Annotated in this window: 12 protein-coding genes; 9 read left to right on the top strand and 3 right to left on the bottom strand. The window is 70.0% G+C overall.

Annotated elements, in window-relative coordinates:
• Positions 1-129: 129 nt before the first annotated feature.
• The 3 genes from ACWEF2_RS00620 (at position 130) to rraA (ending at position 2937) form a co-directional block, all read left to right on the top strand.
• The gene (locus ACWEF2_RS00620) at positions 130-1323 is read left to right on the top strand and encodes an alpha/beta hydrolase family protein (protein ID WP_453810872.1); all 1194 of its coding nucleotides are present in this window, start codon (positions 130-132) and stop codon (positions 1321-1323) included.
• A 150-nt stretch (positions 1324-1473) separates the two neighbouring features.
• Complete coding sequence (locus ACWEF2_RS00615) at positions 1474-2313, top strand: pentapeptide repeat-containing protein (protein WP_453810871.1); 840 nt, start codon at positions 1474-1476, stop codon at positions 2311-2313.
• 135 nt (positions 2314-2448) lie between these two features.
• Positions 2449-2937 (top strand): ribonuclease E activity regulator RraA, encoded by a 489-nt coding sequence (gene rraA / locus ACWEF2_RS00610; protein ID WP_453810870.1) that lies wholly within the window; start codon positions 2449-2451, stop codon positions 2935-2937.
• Positions 2938-3176: 239 nt separating this feature from the next.
• Here the strand turns inward: rraA and ACWEF2_RS00605 are convergent, their stop codons facing one another.
• Positions 3177-3749 carry a helix-turn-helix domain-containing protein gene (locus tag ACWEF2_RS00605; RefSeq protein ID WP_453810869.1) on the bottom strand — a complete coding sequence of 191 codons (573 nt, stop codon included), beginning with the start codon at positions 3747-3749 and terminating at the stop codon, positions 3177-3179.
• 175 nt (positions 3750-3924) lie between these two features.
• Here ACWEF2_RS00605 and ACWEF2_RS00600 point away from each other — a divergent pair, with 175 nt between their 5' ends.
• Positions 3925-4383 (top strand): ester cyclase, encoded by a 459-nt coding sequence (locus ACWEF2_RS00600; protein WP_453810868.1) that lies wholly within the window; start codon positions 3925-3927, stop codon positions 4381-4383.
• A 392-nt stretch (positions 4384-4775) separates the two neighbouring features.
• On the opposite strand, the gene ACWEF2_RS00595 is transcribed toward ACWEF2_RS00600, so the two are convergent.
• Entirely contained in the window at positions 4776-4961 is a 186-nt protein-coding gene (locus tag ACWEF2_RS00595; RefSeq protein WP_355593356.1) for a hypothetical protein, read from the bottom strand.
• 345 nt (positions 4962-5306) lie between these two features.
• On the opposite strand from ACWEF2_RS00595, the gene recD2 reads away from it, so the two are divergent.
• Both recD2 and ACWEF2_RS00585 read left to right on the top strand, forming a co-directional pair.
• Positions 5307-7469 (top strand): SF1B family DNA helicase RecD2, encoded by a 2163-nt coding sequence (gene recD2, locus ACWEF2_RS00590; protein ID WP_453810867.1) that lies wholly within the window; start codon positions 5307-5309, stop codon positions 7467-7469.
• 466 nt (positions 7470-7935) lie between these two features.
• The gene (locus ACWEF2_RS00585; RefSeq protein WP_453810866.1) at positions 7936-13425 is read left to right on the top strand and encodes an ATP-binding protein; all 5490 of its coding nucleotides are present in this window, start codon (positions 7936-7938) and stop codon (positions 13423-13425) included.
• Between the two features lie 135 nt (positions 13426-13560).
• Here ACWEF2_RS00585 and ACWEF2_RS00580 read toward each other — a convergent pair whose 3' ends face one another.
• A complete protein-coding gene (locus tag ACWEF2_RS00580; protein ID WP_453810865.1) occupies positions 13561-14277 on the bottom strand; it encodes a polyprenol monophosphomannose synthase in 717 nt (238 codons plus the stop codon).
• A 336-nt stretch (positions 14278-14613) separates the two neighbouring features.
• Here ACWEF2_RS00580 and ACWEF2_RS00575 point away from each other — a divergent pair, with 336 nt between their 5' ends.
• The 3 genes from ACWEF2_RS00575 (at position 14614) to ACWEF2_RS00565 (ending at position 17846) form a co-directional block, all read left to right on the top strand.
• Positions 14614-15897 (top strand): alpha/beta hydrolase family protein, encoded by a 1284-nt coding sequence (locus ACWEF2_RS00575; protein WP_453810864.1) that lies wholly within the window; start codon positions 14614-14616, stop codon positions 15895-15897.
• Positions 15898-16114: 217 nt separating this feature from the next.
• Positions 16115-16828 carry a phosphatidylserine decarboxylase gene (locus tag ACWEF2_RS00570; RefSeq protein ID WP_453811078.1) on the top strand — a complete coding sequence of 238 codons (714 nt, stop codon included), beginning with the start codon at positions 16115-16117 and terminating at the stop codon, positions 16826-16828.
• Positions 16829-16967: 139 nt separating this feature from the next.
• The gene (locus ACWEF2_RS00565; protein ID WP_453810863.1) at positions 16968-17846 is read left to right on the top strand and encodes a dimethylarginine dimethylaminohydrolase family protein; all 879 of its coding nucleotides are present in this window, start codon (positions 16968-16970) and stop codon (positions 17844-17846) included.
• The last annotated feature ends 12 nt before the right edge of the window (positions 17847-17858 follow it).

Raw genomic sequence — 17858 nt, 5'->3', positions numbered from 1 at the left:
ACCGAAAGGACGTCGTCCTGTGGGGTGACTCCTCCAGGGGGAGGAGCCCTTCCGTAGCGTCCTGGGCCGACCCGGGGTCCCTACTGTGGCCCGATGACGCGGCCCAGGTGGTGCGGAACCGTGGAGGACATGATCAGAACAAGAGTCATGGCCTGCGCCGCGGCGCTGCTGGCCGTCACCGCGACCACCACTGTCACCACGACCACGGGAGCCACCGCGGCGGCCGATCCCGGACCGGTGCGGCTGATCCTGCCGGAGCCGTCCGGCCCCCACCGGATCGGCACGGTCTCGCTGCATCTGGTCGACGAGTCCAGGAAGGACCCGTGGGTGGCGTCCGTACCGAAGCGGGAGCTCATGGTCGGCCTGTGGTACCCGGCGCGGGAGGTGGGCCGGTACCCGGTGGCGCCGTGGATGCCCGGCGCCGCCGCCACCCGGTATCTGCGCGACATCGGGGTGCCGCCGGGCAAGGTGCTGCTGGGGGATACCCACGCCCACGAGGGGGCGCCCGTCGACCGGCGTGCGGGCCGGCTGCCGGTCGTGCTGTACTCCCCCGGCGCCAACGCCTCGCGCTCCTTCGGTACCGGCGTGGTGGAGGAGCTGGCCAGCCGCGGGTATCTGGTGGTCACGATCGACCACACCTATGACGCGGCCGTGGTGCAGTTCCCCGGCGACAGGGTCGCGGTGAACCCGGACGGGGAGATCACCGACTTCGGCGGAGCGGTCAAGGTGCGCGTCGACGACACCCGGTTCGTGCTCGACCGGCTTGCCGCCCTCCAGGCGGGCCGCAACCCCGACGCCGGGCACAGGGCGCTGCCCAGGGGCCTGTCCGGCGGCCTGGACCTCAAGCGGATCGGCATGTTCGGTCACTCCCTCGGCGGAGCGGCCACCGCCTCGGCCATGTTCGCCGACAGGCGGATCAGGGCGGGGATGGGCCTGGACGGCGCCGCGTCCGGACCTGTCGTGGAGGCCGGGCTGGACCGGCCCTACATGGTGGTGGACACCCCGGGTAAGGGCGGGATGGCGGCCAACCCCGTCCTGCGGAGGTTCTGGTTGCATCTGCGCGGGTGGCGGCTCAACCTGACCCTGAAAGGCGCGGCGCACAACTCCTTCGGTGACGACGCGCGGCTCATACCGCTGGTCGCGCCGTTGCTGGGACTGTCGCCGAAGCAGCTTGAGGAGATGGTCGGCACCATTCCGGCCGCGCGGGCGCTGGCGTTCCAGCGCGCCTACCCCCGGGCCTTCTTCGACCTGCACCTGCGCGGCCGCGGTCACCTGCTGGACAGGTCCTCACCCCGTTTCCCCGAGGTGACCTACACCCGCTGAAGTGCCGGGTCCTGGCCGCGGGGGGGGGTGGGCCGGGCCGGAGCCCGCCCGCGGCGACCGCCCGGGCGAGGTCGGCTAGGGTGCGTTGTGAAGGCGGTGTGAAGGCGCCGCCCACGCAGTACGGCTGCTTCGCACAGGAGATTCCGCACGTTGCCCGAAAGACCCGAACACGCGGGGCCCGCCGCCGGGGGAGATCGCCGTGGCCTGCGGGCCGACTGCGAGAACTGCTTCGCGCTGTGCTGTGTCGCGCCGGCCTTCTCCGCCTCGGTGGACTTCGCGATCGACAAGCACGCCGGGCAGGCCTGTCCCAATCTGGGATCGGACTTCCGCTGCGGTATTCACGCCCGCCTCAGGCCGCGGGGCTTTCGGGGGTGCACCGTCTACGACTGCTTCGGGGCGGGGCAGAAGGTCTCCCAGGTCACCTTCGGCGGGCAGGACTGGCGGCGGGCCCCGCGCACCGCGAAACAGATGTTCGCGGTGTTCCCGATCATGCGGGACCTCCACGAGCTGCTCTGGTATCTGACCGAGGCGTTGACGCTGCGACCGGCCCGCCCGCTCCACGGCGAGCTCGGCCTCGCGCTGGAGGAGGTCGAGCGCCTCACTCGCGGCGCCCCCGGAGATCTGGGGCGCGTCGATGTGGCGGCATGCCGGCGAGAGGTCAACGCCCTGCTGCTGCGCGTGAGTGAGCTCGTGCGAGCCGAGGTCCGGCACAGGAGGAGGGACCACAGGGGGGCCGACCTCATCGGGGCCAGGCTCAGGGGCGCTGACCTCAGGGGCGCCAACCTGAGAGGGGCGTACCTCATCGGCGCCGATCTGAGGGGTGCCGATCTGAGAACGGCCGACCTCATCGGGGCCGACCTCAGGGATGCCGACCTCGGCGGCGCCGACCTCACCGGGAGCATCTTTCTCATCCAGTCCCAGCTGGACGCGGCGAGGGGTGATGCCGAGACCAGGTTGCCGCCGTCACTCACCCGCCCGGCACACTGGTAGCCCCCGCCCGCGCCGGCGCCTCTCAACCGGGCGGGCGGATCCGAGTCTCCGGCCGGCAACCGTGCCGGACGGATGTTCGTCCCCGGTGCCGCCGGACTGAACGAGACCTGCGAACAACCACGAGAAAGGCAGAGTATGCACATCGTGACCGCGGATCTGTACGACGAGCGCGGCGAGGAGCTCGACTCCTGCGACCTGCAACTACGCCGTTACGGCGGGCGGCGCGCCTTCCACGGCCTGATCGCCACCGTGCGCTGCCACCAGGACAACGTGCTGCTCAGGGCCGCCCTGTCCGAACCCGGGAAGGGGCGCGTCCTCGTCGTCGACGGCGGCGGATCGCTGCACACCGCGCTGATGGGCGACGTCATCGCGGGTATCGCCCTCGCCAACGCATGGTCGGGGGTGGTGATCAACGGCGCCGTCCGCGACGTCGCCGCGTTGTGCGACCTCGACCTCGGCATCAAGGCCCTCGGCTCCAACCCTCGTAAAAGCCGCAAGGACGGCGTCGGTGAACGCGACGTCCCCGTCACCTTCGGCGGCGCCACCTTCCACCCGGGCGCCGAACTGTTCAGCGACGACGACGGCATCCTCATCACCAGGAAACACGGTGGCCCGGGAAACTGACCACGTGCCGGCCGGTCCGTCGTCTCCCCTCCGCCAGGCCGTGCGCCGCCGAGAAACGCCGACGGTATCCATGCTCTCAACGCGGAACCGCTTCGGTTCACGGTCGGCGGTCCTCCGGTGTCCGGATCGGCGGGGATCGTTCATCCGCCGCCCCGTCACGCTGGCCCCGATCCGCTGGAAGGTGTGCCGGATGATGTCGTCGTCGGATCCGGCGGCCGGTCACGGCCGGGCGGCTGGCGTCAGGCGGGCAGCAGGCTCGCCGTCAGGGTGTCGCGCAGCCACTCCTGGTACCGTTCCCGCGACCACCCCCAGGTGTCGCGCAGCATGAGGTGGACCTCCGGCGAGGTGAGTGTCCAGACGATCGCCGCGGCGTCCTCCTGGGCGAGTTCGTCACGGAGCGGTCCGTGGGCGGCGATCCAGGCCACGACCGCCCGCACCGCCTCGCGGCGTTGCCGGACCTGCAGGTCGGTGCGCAGCTCCGCCGCCGCGGCGTCGACGGCCGCGGCGCCGCGCAGTATGTCGTCCATGGGGCGGACGCGTTCGAGCTGGCCGGTCATCCCCGCGGAGAACAGGGCGATCTGGCGCCGCTGGTCGGGTTCGGCGCGTACGGCCTGCGGGCCGGCCCGCTCCAGCAGCGCGACGTCCTCGTCGTCCCCGCCGATGACGACGTCGAGGACCTCCTTGAGGAGCGCGCTCTTCGACCCGAAGGCGTTGTAGATCGTGTCGGCGGAGACACCCGCCCGGCGTGCCACGGCGGCGATCGTCGTCGCGGGATAGCCCAGCTCAAGGAAGAGCTCCCGGGCGCTCGCCACGATGCGGCGACGGGTTTCGCGAGCCTGTGTTTCCCGCAGCGTGGAGCGGTAGGTGCGTGGAGTCTTGACGGCCGTCTCCTTTGATCCTAGTTTTACTGTATTGAATCGAGCATCACTCGACTCAATTGGGGCCTACCGGACGGCCGACGTCCCGCCCCTGCCAGGAGAGGATGCCATGAACACCGTCACCGACTCACCTCCCGCCGGCCACGGCCGATCCGAGGCCTTCACCGTGATGCGGCGCATCTTCGAGGAGGGCTTCGCCACCGGGGATGGCGGCGTGGCCGACCGGCTCTGCTCACCGGACCTGGTGGAGCACCAGTTCGGTCTGTCCGGCACCGGCGCCGAGGCGATCCAGCACGTCAAGGACGCGATCCGCGACGTCCACGGCGCCGTGCCGGACATCTCCTTCACCATTGAGGACTCCGTCGAGTGGGGGGACACCATCTGGGTGCGGGTGCGTGCCCGGGGGACGGCGACCGGCCCGTTCTTCGGGCCGCCGAGCGGTCGCGCCGTCGACTTCACCGTGCTCGACGTCGCCCGCGTCGTCGACGGCCGCATCGTGGAGCACTGGGGGGTGCCCGACCGCTTCGCCATGCTGGCCCAGACCGGCGTCCTGGACCGCCTGGCGTGAGTCGGTCGTCCGGTCGTATTCGGCGACGCGACGCGACGCGGTCCGGCCAGGTCGGCGGGCTCGGTGTGGTGGGCGTCCGGCCGGGACCGATCGACCGGATCGTGGGATCCTTGGCGGGACTCCCGGTGGATCGCCCGAGTCCGGGCGGTGCCGCCGCTGACGGGATGGGGCTTCCGCGCCGCGGCGAACTTCTCGGTCTCGAAGCCGGGAGCGGAACCGGTGACGAACATCTTTTGCGAACCGGGTTCTCCGCCCGCGTCCCCTCATGGAACAGGGTCACCCCGGATGGGGTGGCCCTGTTATAGGTAAGGCGGGTTACCGGGGTCCCGTCGACCGTTTTCCGAGACGGCCTGGCGTGGCGCTATGACGCGCCTCTGCTTGGACCCGCCGGTTTAGAGGAAGAAGTAGACGTCGATTCTTCCGTCGGAGCGATTGGAGAAGACGGCCTCTCCCGCTCCCTGGGCCGGAGCCCTGTTGACGAACGCGGTGGCGGCCGCCTGGTTGGGCTGGACGATGTGCCTCCAGATCTTGGGGGCTGCAGCGAGGCCTTCCTTGCCGATGTCCTGGATCTCGCTCACCGGGTCGCTCCTTTCCGTTGATTGGCATTCGCTAAATGCGACTCCATCCATATATTGCATGCGGCAAAAGAAATACATATGACCCCTGGGTTACATTGGACTTCGACTTCGGGTGGCCCGCCCGCTTCATTGTGAAGCAGTAAAATACTGGATATGTATTTTGTGGTGACATATTCATTTCGGGTAATTATTGCTATTTGTCCTATATATGTGTTTTATCCTGCTTTGTGCTTTCAAGGGGCCCGGACCGCCCGCCGGCGTCGCCGACGCCGCGCGGCGGGAATGTCGTGGCCGCCGGTTAGTGTCCTGTGGTGAGGTGCCGCACATGATCCCGGGGAGCGTACGGTGACCGTGCTCGCGAAGCCGCCGCCGACGGACGTGGAAGCCTCCGTCGAGCAGCTGGTGTACGTTCGCGACGACGAATACACGGTCGCGCGGATGAGTGCCGAGGGCCCGGCCGGGTTCGTCGCCTCGGGCCGGGCGCTGGCCGGGGTGCAGCCCGGGGAGAGAGTGCGGCTGGCGGGGGAGTGGGACGAGCACCCGCGCCACGGCACCCGCCTGATGGTCGGGCGGTGCGAGCGGGTGGCCCCCTCCACCGTACGCGCCATCACGCTGTACCTCGGCTCGGGCCTGATCCGCGGGATCGGGCCGAGGCTCGCCCACGCCATCGTCAGCCACTTCGGCCGGCGGACCCTCACGGTCATCGACACCGAGCCGGAGCGCCTCAGGGAGGTCGTCAACATCGGCGCGGCGCGGCAGGCGCAGATCGTTCAGGCATGGGCGGAGCAGAAGGCGGTCGCCGAGCTGATGGTCGTCCTGCAGGGCTTCGGGATCAGCCCGCTGCTCGCGGCCAAGATCTACCAGGTGTACGGCAACGACTCCCACGACGTCCTCACCCGCGATCCGTACCGGCTGATCGGCCAGGTCGGGGGGATCGCCTTCCGTACCGCCGACCGGATCGCGCTGCGATCGGGGGTGCCGGAGCACAGCCCGCAGCGGATCAAGGCGGCGGTCCTGGACAGGCTGGAGGCGGCGGCGGCCCGCGACGGGCACTGCTTCCTGCCGCTGCCCGCCCTCCTGGCCGCGGCGGCGGCCCTGGTCGAGCAGGAGGAGGATCTGATCCGCCGGGCGGTCGACGCGCTGGTCACCGAGCGCCGGGTGGTCGCCGAGGCGTCCCCGGCCGGCCCCGGTCAGGTGGTGTACGCCAAGGAGCGGCACAGCCGCGAGGTCGCGCTGGCGGCGCACCTGGCCAGACTCTGCCGGGCCCGCTCCACGCTGCCGCTGCGCGCCTTCGCCGAGGACGAGGGGCTGGACGAGGACCAGCGGGCGGCGGTGAACCTGGCGCTGACCAGCACCGTGTCCGTCCTGACCGGCGGCCCCGGCTGCGGCAAGAGCCACACGGTGAAGACGATAGCGGCAACCGTGCGGGCGATGGGCGGCACGGTGACCCTGACCGCACCGACGGGTAAAGCGGCCAAGCGGCTGTCGGAGCTCACCGGCCTGCCCGCGACGACCGTGCACCGGATGCTCGCCCAGCAGCCGGAGCCGCAGGAGGGCACGCTGTTTCAGCAGTCCCCCGCCGAGGCGGACCTGATCGTGGTGGACGAGGCGTCGATGCTGGACCTGCGGCTGGCCACCCGGCTGACGGCCGCGATTCCGGCGGGCAGCCACCTGCTGCTGGTCGGCGACAGCGATCAGCTGCCCAGCATCGGACCCGGCGGCGTGCTGGCCGACCTGCTGCGCGTGGAGGAGATCCCGCGCATCCGGCTGACCCACGTCTTCCGGCAGGCGCAAGACAGCGGAATCGTGCGGGCCGCCCACCGGATCCGGGCGGGTGAGCTGCCCGCGCTGCCCGGCGGGGGTGGCTTCTGGTTCGAGGAGCTGGACGATCCAGCCCAGGTGGCCGAGCGGGTGATCCACCTGGCGACGGAGGCGATCCCCCGAAAGCAGAACGTCGGCCGGGAGCAGGTCCAGGTGCTGTGCCCGACGCGCGGGGGCGTCACGGGGACGGTGGAGCTCGGCCGCAGACTGCAGGAGCGGCTGAACCCGGCGCGTGAGGGCACGGCCGAGCACTGGTCGGGCCCGTCGGTCTTCAGGGTGGGCGACCGCGTCATGCCGATCCGCAACAACTACGACAAGGGCGTGTTCAACGGGGAGACCGCCACGGTCACGGCGGTGAACCCGCAGGAGCGCCTGGTGGAGATCCGTACCGGCGACGGGGAGATCGTGGAGTACGCCTTCGGTGAGCTGGAGGAGCTGATCCACTCCTACGCGATCAGCGTGCACCGCTCTCAGGGCAGCGAGTACCCGTTCGTGGTGGCGCCGATCGTGGCCGAGGCCGGCGGGGTGATGCTGAGCCGCAGACTGCTGTACACACTGGTCACCAGGGCGAAGTCGTGGGTGGTGCTGGTCGGCCGGCGCGAGGCGCTGGAGCTGGCCGCACGCCGGCTCGGCCATCGGAGGAACACCGGCCTGGCCCTACGGCTCACCCTGAGCCTGGAGGGCTGACACCCTCCCGCGAGGGGATATCGGGCGACCGAACCGAACCCACGTCAAGAGAGGCGCCGGAAGCCGGACACGACCTGGTCGGCGCGGCACGCAGCCCTCAAGGTCGTCTCAACGCGGGTTTCCGGGCTTGTGGGGGCCGCCCCCCGAAGACCCGCCGAGCACCGTCGGGGCACGTCCGGCACCAGAGCGGGCACATCTGCCCTCTTTGTCGCTGCCTGACAAATGGATCACCCTCGCCCGCGGCCGGTCCGGGCGGGCCCCCGAGTCCACGAGCCGCTGCGCGGCCAAGACCACACCAGCCGCGTGTCACCTCGCCCCGACAGGCGCTTTTGTACGATCCCCACAACTCCAGCCGCGAAACACGCTTACTCCCCGCCATTCCCGTATCCGGGGGACAGCCGAGAGTATGTACCCCGGTTGGGGCGGGGACGGCCGCCGTGTTCACGGTCTTCGAAAGGCCCGCTTAGTGTTCAGTCGTGTCGCCATCGTCAACCGCGGTGAAGCCGCCATGCGGCTCATCCACGCCGTTCGGGACCTAGCCGCGGAGACGGGGACACGGATCGAGACCGTCGCCCTGTACACGGACTCCGACCGGACGGCCACCTTCGTCCGCGAGGCGGACATCGCCTACGACCTGGGGCCCGCCGCGAACCGGCCCTATCTGGACCACGCGGTCCTCAGGAAGGCCCTGGTCGAGACCGGTGCGGACGCGGCCTGGGTCGGCTGGGGCTTCGTGGCGGAGGACCCGGCGTTCGCCGACCTGTGCGCCGAGATCGGCGTGACGTTCGTCGGCCCGAGCGCCGAGGCGATGCGCAGGCTGGGCGACAAGATCGGCTCGAAGCTGATCGCAGAAGAGGTCGGGGTGCCCGTCGCGCCGTGGAGCCGCGGTCCGGTGGAGACCCTGGAGGACGCGAAGGCGGCGGCGGGCCGGATCGGCTACCCGTTGATGCTGAAGGCGACCGCGGGCGGCGGTGGCCGGGGTATCCGGATGGTCTCCAACGCCGACGAGCTGACCCGGGCCTACGAGCTGACGCGCCAGGAGGCCGCGCGCGCGTTCGGCAGTGGCGTCGTGTTCCTGGAGCGCCTGCTGACGGGCGCCCGGCACGTCGAGGTGCAGGTCATCGCGGACGGGCAGGGCAACGCGTGGGCGCTGGGCGTGCGCGACTGCTCCGTGCAGCGGCGCAACCAGAAGATCATCGAGGAGTCCGCCTCCCCGGTCCTCAACGCCAAGCAGGTCGCCGAGCTGAAGGCGTCGGCCGAGCGGCTCGTGCTCGCGGTCGACTACCAGGGCGCGGGCACCGTCGAGTTCCTCTACCACCCCGGTGAGCGGCTGTTCGCGTTCCTGGAGGTCAACACGCGCCTGCAGGTCGAGCACCCGATCACCGAGATCACCACCGGCGTCGACCTGGTGAAGGCCCAGTTGCACGTCGCGGCGGGCGGCAAGCTTGAGGGTGACGCGCCCGAGGAGTGGGGGCACGCCGTTGAGGCGCGCCTCAACGCCGAGGACCCCGACCGCGACTTCGCGCCCTCACCCGGCCGGATCGCCCGGCTGGCGCTGCCCAGCGGCCCCGGCATCCGGGTGGACACCGGGTTCGGCGAGGGCGACGTGATCCCCGCCGACTTCGACTCGATGATCGCCAAGATCATCGCGCACGGCCGTGACCGCGCGGAGGCGTTGGCCCGCCTGCGCCGCGCGATGACGCGGACGACCGTCATCATCGAGGGCGGCGTGACGAACAAGAGCTTCGTCCGCATGCTGCTCGACGAGCCCGCGGTGATCGACGGGTCCGCCGACACCGGCTGGATCGACCGCGTGCGCGCCCAGGGCGCCCTCGTGTCGCACCGGCACTCCGCGATCGCGCTGATCGCCGCCGCCATCGAGGCCTACGAGGACGAGGAGGCCGTGACACGGCAGCGCTTCCTGTCCGCCGCGCACGGCGGCCGCCCGCAGTCGCAGCACGAGAGCGGCCACGCGCTGGAGCTCAAGCTCCGCGACGTCGGCTATCGCGTCCAGGTCGCCCGCACCGGCGGCCACCGGTTCCGCATCGGCATCTCGGCGGGCGGTCCCGAGCACGCGGCCGACGTCGACATCGAGCGCTTCGACGAGCACAGCGGCCAGATCACCGTGAACGGCGTCCGCTTCAAGGTCGTCACGAGCACTCACGGCCCGATCCACCTGGTCGAGGTCGACGGCATCACGCACCGGATCAGCCGCGACGAGGGCGGCATCGTGCGCTCGCCCGTGCCCGCGCTCGTGGTGGCCACGCCGCTGCAGGCGGGCGACGAGGTCGAGGCCGGTGCGCCGCTGCTCGTGGTCGAGAGCATGAAGATGGAGACCGTGCTGCGCGCGCCGTTCCGCGGCCGCGTGCGGGAGCTCGCGGTGTCGGTCGGCACCCAGGTGGAGGCGGGCGCCCGCCTGCTCCGCCTGGAGCCGCTGGGTGACGGCGACGAGGCGGCCGGTCCCGCGGCCGCGGCGAGGAAGGTCGAGCTGGACCTGCCGTCCGAGCCGGTGGACGTGCCCGCGGCCGAGCGGGCCGCGCGTGGTCTGCAGGACCTGCGCAGCCTCCTGCTGGGCTTCGACGTCGACCCGCAGGACGAGAAGCGCCTGCTCGCCGACTACCTGGCCGCGCGCGCCGAGCTCGTCGCGGAGGGCGGGCACGAGCCGGCCGGCGAGGTCGAGCTGCTGCGCCTGTTCGCCGACCTGAGCGAACTGAGCCGCAACCGGCCCGCCGGCGAGGAGTCGAAGTCCGCCTCCTCGGTGCACAGCCCCCGCGAGTACTTCCACACCTACCTGCAGTACCTCGACTCGGAGCGGTCCGGGCTGTCGGAGAGCTTCCGGCAGCGGCTCACGCACGTGCTGTCCCGCTACGGCGTCGAGGGCCTGGACCGCACGCCGGAGCTGGAGGACGCGGTCTTCCGGATCTTCCTGGCCCAGCGGCGCGCCTCCGCCGACGTCGCCGTGGTGACGACCCTGCTGCGCCAGTGGATGAACGAGGCCCCGCCCGCCGAGGCGGACCGTGTCACCGTCGGCCTGGCGCTGGAGCACCTGGTCGCCGCCACCCAGGTCCGTTTCCCGGCCGTCGCGGACCTGGCGCGCGGTGTCGTGTTCGCCTGGTTCGCCCAGCCGCTGCTGCGCCGCACCCGCGCCAAGGTCTACACGGCCGTGCGCAAGCACCTGCGCCACCTCGACCAGTACCCGGACGCGCCCGATCGCGCCGAGCGGATCTCCGCGATGGTCGCCAGCGCCGAGCCGCTCGTCCGGCTGGTCGGCCGGCGGATCGGCCGCGAAGGCGCGGACCCCGTGCCGCTGCTGGAGGTGCTGAGCCGCCGCTACTACGGCAACCGCGCGCTTGGCGACATCCGGGTGAGCAAGGTGGCGGGCTGCACGTTCGTCGTCGCCGACCACCGCACCGCGACCGGCGACGGCCGCGTCGTGACCACCGCGGTCGACTTCCAGTCGCTGGCCGAGGCGGTCAAGGCGGTCGACGAGTTCGCCGCCGACGGCGAGCTGGTGGCGGACGTCTACCTGACCTGGCCGGACGGTCCGAGCGACCCCGACGAGATGGCCGCGCGCCTGCGCGAGGTCCTGGTCGCGCAGCAGCCGTCGAACCGGGTCGGCCGCATCGTCACGACCGTCGCGGGCAACAGCGGCGCCGTGATGCACCACCACTTCACCTTCCGGCCGTCCGCGGACGGCTTCGTGGAGGAACGGCTGCTGCGCGGCCTGCACCCGCGCATCGCCGAGCGCATGCAGCTGGAGCGGTTGCGCGACTTCGACCTCACCCGGCTGCCCTCGCCCGACGAGGAGGTCTACCTCTTCCGGGCCACGGCACGGCGGAACCCGTCCGACGAGCGCCTCGTCGCCCTGGGGCAGGTCCGCGACCTGACCCCGTTGCGCGACGACGAGGGCAGGCTCGTCGCGCTGCCCGCGGCCGAGAACATCCTGGCCACGTGTCTCGACGCGATCCGCCGGGCCAGGAAGCCCGGCGCGAAGACGTCCGCCACGAACCGGATCGTCATCTACGTCTGGCCGCCGACCGACCTCTCGCCGGAAGACCTGAACACCGTGGCGAGGCGCGTGTTGCCGACGACGGCGGGTGCGGGCCTGGAGGAGGTGCTGTTCCTCGGCAGGCGCCGCGACAGCGCCACCGGCGAGCTCGTCGACATCGCCGTCCGGATCGGCTACGACGTGGGCTCCGGCGTGCTGCTGTCCGTCGTGCCGCCGCCGACCGAGCCCATCGAGCCGCTGGACGACTACCGTCAGGAGGTGCTGCGCGCGCACAGCCGCGGCACGCACCACCCGTACGAGCTGACCGGCATGCTCGCCGGGCCGCTCGGCTCGTTCACCGAGTACGACCTGGACGAGCACTCGGAGCTGGTGCCGGTGAACCGGCCCAAGGGGCGCAACACCGCCGCGCTCGTCGCGGGTGTCGTCAGCACGCCCACGCCGCGCCACCCGGAGGGCATGACCCGCGTCGTGCTGTTGGGCGATCCGACGAAGGCGCTCGGCGCGCTGTCCGAGCCCGAGTGCGCGCGGGTGATCGCCGCGCTCGATCTGGCCGAGCGGATGCGGGTGCCGCTGGAGTGGTTCGCGCTCTCCGCGGGCGCCCGGATCTCGATGTCGTCCGGCACCGAGAACATGGACTGGGTGGCGGCCGCGCTGAAGCGGATCGTGAACTTCACCCAGGACGGCGGCGAGATCAACATCGTGGTCGCGGGCATCAACGTCGGCGCCCAGCCGTACTGGAACGCCGAGGCCACGATGCTCATGCACACCAAGGGCATCCTGGTGATGACGCCGGACTCCGCGATGGTGCTGACGGGCAAGCAGTCGCTCGACTTCTCCGGCGGTGTGTCGGCCGAGGACAACCACGGCATCGGCGGATACGACCGGATCATGGGCCCGAACGGCCAGGCCCAGTACTGGGCGCCGGACATCCGCGGTGCGCGGGAGGTCCTGATGTCGCACTACGACCACAGTTACATCGCGCCGGGGGAGAGCCGGCCGCGCAAGACGGTCACCGGCGACCCGGTGGACCGCGACGTGTCGACGTTCCCGCACGCCGCGCCGGACAGCGACTTCACGACAGTGGGCCAGATCTTCTCCGCCGAGTCCAACCCGGACCGCAAGAAGCCGTTCGACATCCGCACGGTCATGCGCGCGCTGTCCGACCAGGACCACCCGGTGCTGGAACGGTGGGCGGGCATGGCCGACGCGGACACCGCCGCGGTCCAGGACGTCCACCTCGGTGGTCGACCGGTGTGCCTGCTGGGCATCGAGTCCCGTTCCGTGCCGCGTCGCGGATTCCCTCCCACCGACGGCCCGGACACCTACACCGCGGGCACCCTGTTCCCGCGGTCGTCCAAGAAGGCCGCTCGGGCCATCAACGCCGCCAGCGGGAACCGTCCGCTGGTCGTGCTGGCCAACCTGTCGGGGTTCGACGGGTCGCCCGAGTCGATGCGCAAGCTGCAGCTGGAGTACGGCGCGGAGATCGGCCGCGCGGTGGTGAACTTCAAGGGCCCCATCGTGTTCTGCGTGATCTCGCGGTACCACGGCGGCGCGTTCGTGGTGTTCTCCAAGGCGCTCAACCCGAACATGACCGTGCTCGCGGTCGAGGGTTCGTTCGCCTCGGTGCTCGGCGGTGCTCCGGCCGCCGCGGTGGTCTTCGCCCGCGACGTCGACAAGCGGACCGGCAACGACCCCCGCGTGCTCGCGCTCGCCGCCCGTGTCGCGGAGGCGCCGGCTGCCACGCGGGCCGCGCTGGCAGCCGAGCTGGCCGAGTTGCGATCGTCCGTGCGGGCCGAGAAGCTCACCGAGGTGGCCACCGAGTTCGACCGCGTGCACAGCATCCAGCGGGCGGTCGGCGTCGGCTCGGTGGACGCGATCATCAGCTGCGCCGAGCTGCGGCCACAGATCATCGAGGCGGTCGAGAAGGGCCTCGCCCGGCAGGTCTGACCTGGCCCTGAATATCTGGACGCCCACGCCTTTTCGGTGCGGGCGTCCGGCTTTTCGTATTCCCAACGCCCGCACCGGGTTATTGCGCGGTATGCCCCACTCGCGACGGCGGCATCACACTCCGGACACCCACCCTCAGCGCCTGAATCTCAGCCGCCACGGCATCAGCGCCGACTCCAGTTGCACCCGCAGGTTCATCTTCGAGCTGCCTGCCCGGCGATCGGAGAAGTGGATGGGAATCTCAATGATCGTCATCCCCGCCCGGGTCGCCCGGTAATGCATCTCCACCTGGAAGCTGTAGCCCCCCGAGGAGATCCCGCGGAGGTCCAGCGCGGTGAGGCTTTCGGCCCGCCAGATCTTGAATCCGGCGGTCACATCCCGCAACCTGACGCGCAGGACGGTGCGGACGTAGAAGTTCGCCCACGCCGACAGGGCCCGCCGCCGCCGGCTCCACTCGGCGGCCAGCGTCCCGCCCGGCACATACCGGCTGCCGATCACGCACGCCGCCCCTGTCGCCTGCGCCGTGCCGAGCAGGCGCGGAACGGCGTCGACGGGATGTGAGAAGTCGGCGTCCATCTGCACCACGAACTCCGCTCCGGCCGAGAGCGCGGCCTCCATGCCCTCAACGTAGGCGCGCCCGAGTCCTTCCCTGCCCGGCCGATGCACCACGCCGACCCGCCCGGGATGCGCGGCGGCCAGCTCGTCGGCCACCTTCCCCGTGCCGTCCGGGGAGTCGTCGTCGACGACCAGGAGCCGCAGGTCGTCAAGGGGCAGCGCGAGCAGAGCCTCCGCGATCAGCGGAAGGTTGTCGACCTCGTTGAACGTCGGGATCACGACGGTGACGGTGGCCATGTTCGGGGTCAGGGCCTTCCGGGCTCGATGGTCGGATGTTCGTATCGCAGGACTGCGCGGCACTCCCGTCCGGTTGATCTCGAACACCGGAGGCGGCGAAGAACACCTCATGGTAGCGGCCGGTAGACCACCGGCGCCGTTGCCGGCCGCCTCGGATGTCCCCCGCCGGTATCGCCCGGCCCGGTGCCGCCCGGCGCGTCGTAATCCTCCAGCATGATGATCTCTCCGGGGAGATTCCCCGGTATCACGATCAGTTCCTCCCGGGGAAGGAGCAACACGCCAGGGGCCGTTGGAAGACTTCTCCCAGGATGTGAACCCCCTAGAAGGAGATGATCGATGTCCAGGTCCCAGGCGTGCCTCGCCGGATTGGCGGCCGCCGCCGCCGCCGTGCCCCTGATCGCCGCACCGGCGGAGGCGACCGGCCGGTTGAACCCACCGGCCATCACGATGACACTGTCGCCACCCACCGGAGGGCGGCCGATCGGCACGGTCTCCCTGCACCTGGTGGACCGGTCGCGCCCGGACCCCTGGGTGACCTCCCAGCGGCACCGCGAGCTCATGGTGAGCCTCTGGTATCCAGCCGGGAGATCGGCGAACCATCTCCTGGCGCCGCAGATGACGCCGCTCGCCGCGGCCGACTTCGACCGGACCCTGGCACCCGCGCTCTTCGGTCTCAAGCCCGGCACGGTGGACTGGGCCGCGACGGAGACCCACGCCCGTGCGGGTGCTCCGGTGAACCGGGCGGCGGGGAAACTCCCGGTCGTCCTGTTCTCGGCCGGGTTCGGCGCACCGCGGACGATCGGCGCCACCGTGGTGGAGGATCTGGCCAGCCGAGGCTATGTCGTCGTCAACGTCGACCACACCTACGAGGCGGCGCAGGTGGAGTTCCCCGGCGGCCGGGTCGAGCGAGGAAGAGTCCCGCCGAAGCCCACGCAGGACGACATGAGGAAGGCGCAGGACGTCCGGGTCGAGGACATGACGTTCGTTCTCGACCAGCTGGCCCGCCTCGGCCGCGGGCGGAACCCCGACGCCGAACGCAGGTCGCTCCCCGCCGGGCTGCGCGGTGGCCTGGACCTGTCGCGTATCGGGACGCTGGGTCACTCCATGGGGGGAGCCACGGCCGCTCAGCTCGTGCACAAGGACCGGCGCGTCGACGCGGGCGTCAACCTCGACGGCGGTTTCCGCGGATCGGTCGCGCAGACCGGGGTCGCCAAGCCGTTCCTCCAGGTGGCGGCGGAGTCGCACACCAGGGCGAGCGACCCGACCTGGAGGTCGTTCTGGGACGAGTCGAGCGGCTGGAAGCGCGAGCTGCGGTTCACCGGCGCCCAGCACTACACCTTCACCGACGCGGAGGTGATGGTCCCCCAGTTGAAGGTGCCGGCGGCCGCGCTCATCGGGACCATCGACCCCGGCCGTGCCGTCGCGGCGCAGCGCGCCTACATAGCCGCCTTCTTCGACCTGCACCTGAAGGGCGGGAACACGTCTCTTTTCGACGGCCCCAGCAGGCGCTTCCCCGAGGTGAAGCTCATCTGTAATTCGCGGCGGCTGCATTCCGTCCCGGGCCGTAGATCGCCGTCCGAAGTTCTCGACGAATGGTTCGAAAATCAGCGGGCTACATAATAAGGATAATCGTATAATCTGTTTTAGGCGTGGCCGGAAAATGCCGAGATCTTCACCTTCTGGCATACTGTGGCAACAGGTTGGTTTTCTTTGATTTACACGGAATCGTTGCAGGCGTGATCCTGGGGCGTCCAGTCCGGCTGTCGTCCAGGTCGTCCCGTCGCAGCCATGGTCGATTTTGACGTTTTAGGGGACTGTGAGGTGCGCTCCGTTGGCCGTGTCACTGGGGGAGTGGATCGAGTCGGAGGTGCGGCCGGTCTACGACAAGCCGCTGTCCTGGCTCTCGGAGACATACTTCTTCCGCGACCCGGCACGTCCGTGCTACGCCGATCCGGCGTACTTCTTCTCACCCGCCGACGGGGTCATCCTGTATCAGGAGCAGGCGCACCCACGGGACGGGCTGTTCGACATCAAGGGCAGGGGTTACTCGCTCCGTGACGCCCTGGGCGACCCCTCCTACGACAAGCCGAGTCTGGTGATCGGCATCTTCATGACGTTCTTCGACGTCCATGTCAACCGGGTGCCGTACTCCGGCCGGCTCTCCTATCAGAGGCTGGAGCCGCTGGCCACGCACAACCACCCGATGTTGGAGATGGAGGAGAACCTGCTGAGGGATCTGCGGATCGACCTGTGGTCGGCGGAGTACCTGCGGCACAACCAGCGCATGGTCAACCACGTGTACGTATCCGAGCTCGGGCAGGAGTATTACATACTCCAGGTGGCCGACTACGACGTAGACAAGATCACCCCGTTTGAGCTGCGGCAGAATTGGCCCGCCCGGCAGGGGGCGCGGTTCTCGCAGATCCGTTACGGTTCGCAGGTCGACCTGATCATCCCGCTGTCCGACCGGTTCGAGTTCGAGCCAACCCAGCCTGTGGGCCACCACGTCCAGGCCGCTGTGGACCCCCTTGTCCGGATAGGTGACAAATAAGCCGCAGGCGCGACACGTGAGGAGAGCTCAGTCAATGACGTCCCTCGCAACCCCCGGCCAGGCCGCCGTGCCCGAGCCGAGTGCGGACCCCATCAGTAAACAGGACAATCCTACTCGTTTACACCGGCCAGTATTCCTGATGAATGCCCCGTTCTCCTACGACACGGGCAACGCCAACAACGCCTGGATGTCGGATATCAAGGACTCCGAACGTGTTCCGGACGCCCAGCGGGCGATGGTGCAGTTTCTCGGGCTGTATCGATACCTGGCCGCCGAGGCGCTGGTTTACGTGCTGCCGACTCCCAGGGTGCACGGGCTGCAGGACCTGCCCTTCACGGCGAACCTCGGAATCGTGCTGGAACACCTTCCCGACAAGAACACCGTGGTCGTCTCCAACTACACGTCCGAGCCCAGGCGGGGGGAGACCCCGGTCGGGGTGCGGTTCTTCGAGTCCATGGGGTACCGGGCCGTGGTGCCGCAGTCGAGATTCGAGGGAGAGGCGGAGCTCAAGCACCTCCACGACAACGTGTACGTCGGCGGGTACGGTCTCCGGTCCGAACGGCGGACGTACGAGTGGATGGAGCGCACCTTCGACATGAAGGTGGTCATGCTTGAGCAGAGTGATCCATACATGTATCACCTGGACTGCACCATCTTCCCGCTCACCCGGAAGCAGACGCTCGTCTGCACCGAGCTCTACCGCAGAGACGAGATCAAGGAGCTCGAACGGCACACCGAGATCATCGACGTACCCGTGTCGGTGTGCTACGCGGGGATCTGCAACTCGGTGCGCCTGAACAACATCATTCTCAACGCCTCGCACCTGCACGACCTGCGGCGAGGTTCGTCGGAGTACGCCGAGGAGATCGCCAAGAACCGGTTGCTGGAGGACATCGCGAGCCTGCTGGCGTTCGAGGTGAGCTACTTCAACCTCAGCGAGTATCACAAGGCCGGCGCGCTCCTGTCCTGCATGATCATGCACCTCAACCGGTTTTCGTACTGCTTTCAGATGATCTGAACCTGGACGGCG

This window comes from Streptosporangium sp. NPDC004631 (genome assembly GCF_053601935.1).
The sequence above is the reverse complement of the archived record's forward strand: the minus strand, read 5'-3'. Positions and strand labels throughout refer to the sequence as shown.

Bases quoted from the DNA above. Each gene is read 5' to 3' on its own strand.
- ACWEF2_RS00580 (WP_453810865.1), bottom strand. From the start codon at position 14,277: ATGGCCACCGTCACCGTCGTGATCCCGACGTTCAACGAGGTCGACAAC.
- ACWEF2_RS00575 (WP_453810864.1), top strand. From the start codon at position 14,614: ATGTCCAGGTCCCAGGCGTGCCTCGCCGGATTGGCGGCCGCCGCCGCC.
- ACWEF2_RS00620 (WP_453810872.1), top strand. From the start codon at position 130: ATGATCAGAACAAGAGTCATGGCCTGCGCCGCGGCGCTGCTGGCCGTC.
- ACWEF2_RS00600 (WP_453810868.1), top strand. From the start codon at position 3,925: ATGAACACCGTCACCGACTCACCTCCCGCCGGCCACGGCCGATCCGAG.
- rraA (WP_453810870.1), top strand. From the start codon at position 2,449: ATGCACATCGTGACCGCGGATCTGTACGACGAGCGCGGCGAGGAGCTC.
- ACWEF2_RS00565 (WP_453810863.1), top strand. From the start codon at position 16,968: ATGAATGCCCCGTTCTCCTACGACACGGGCAACGCCAACAACGCCTGG.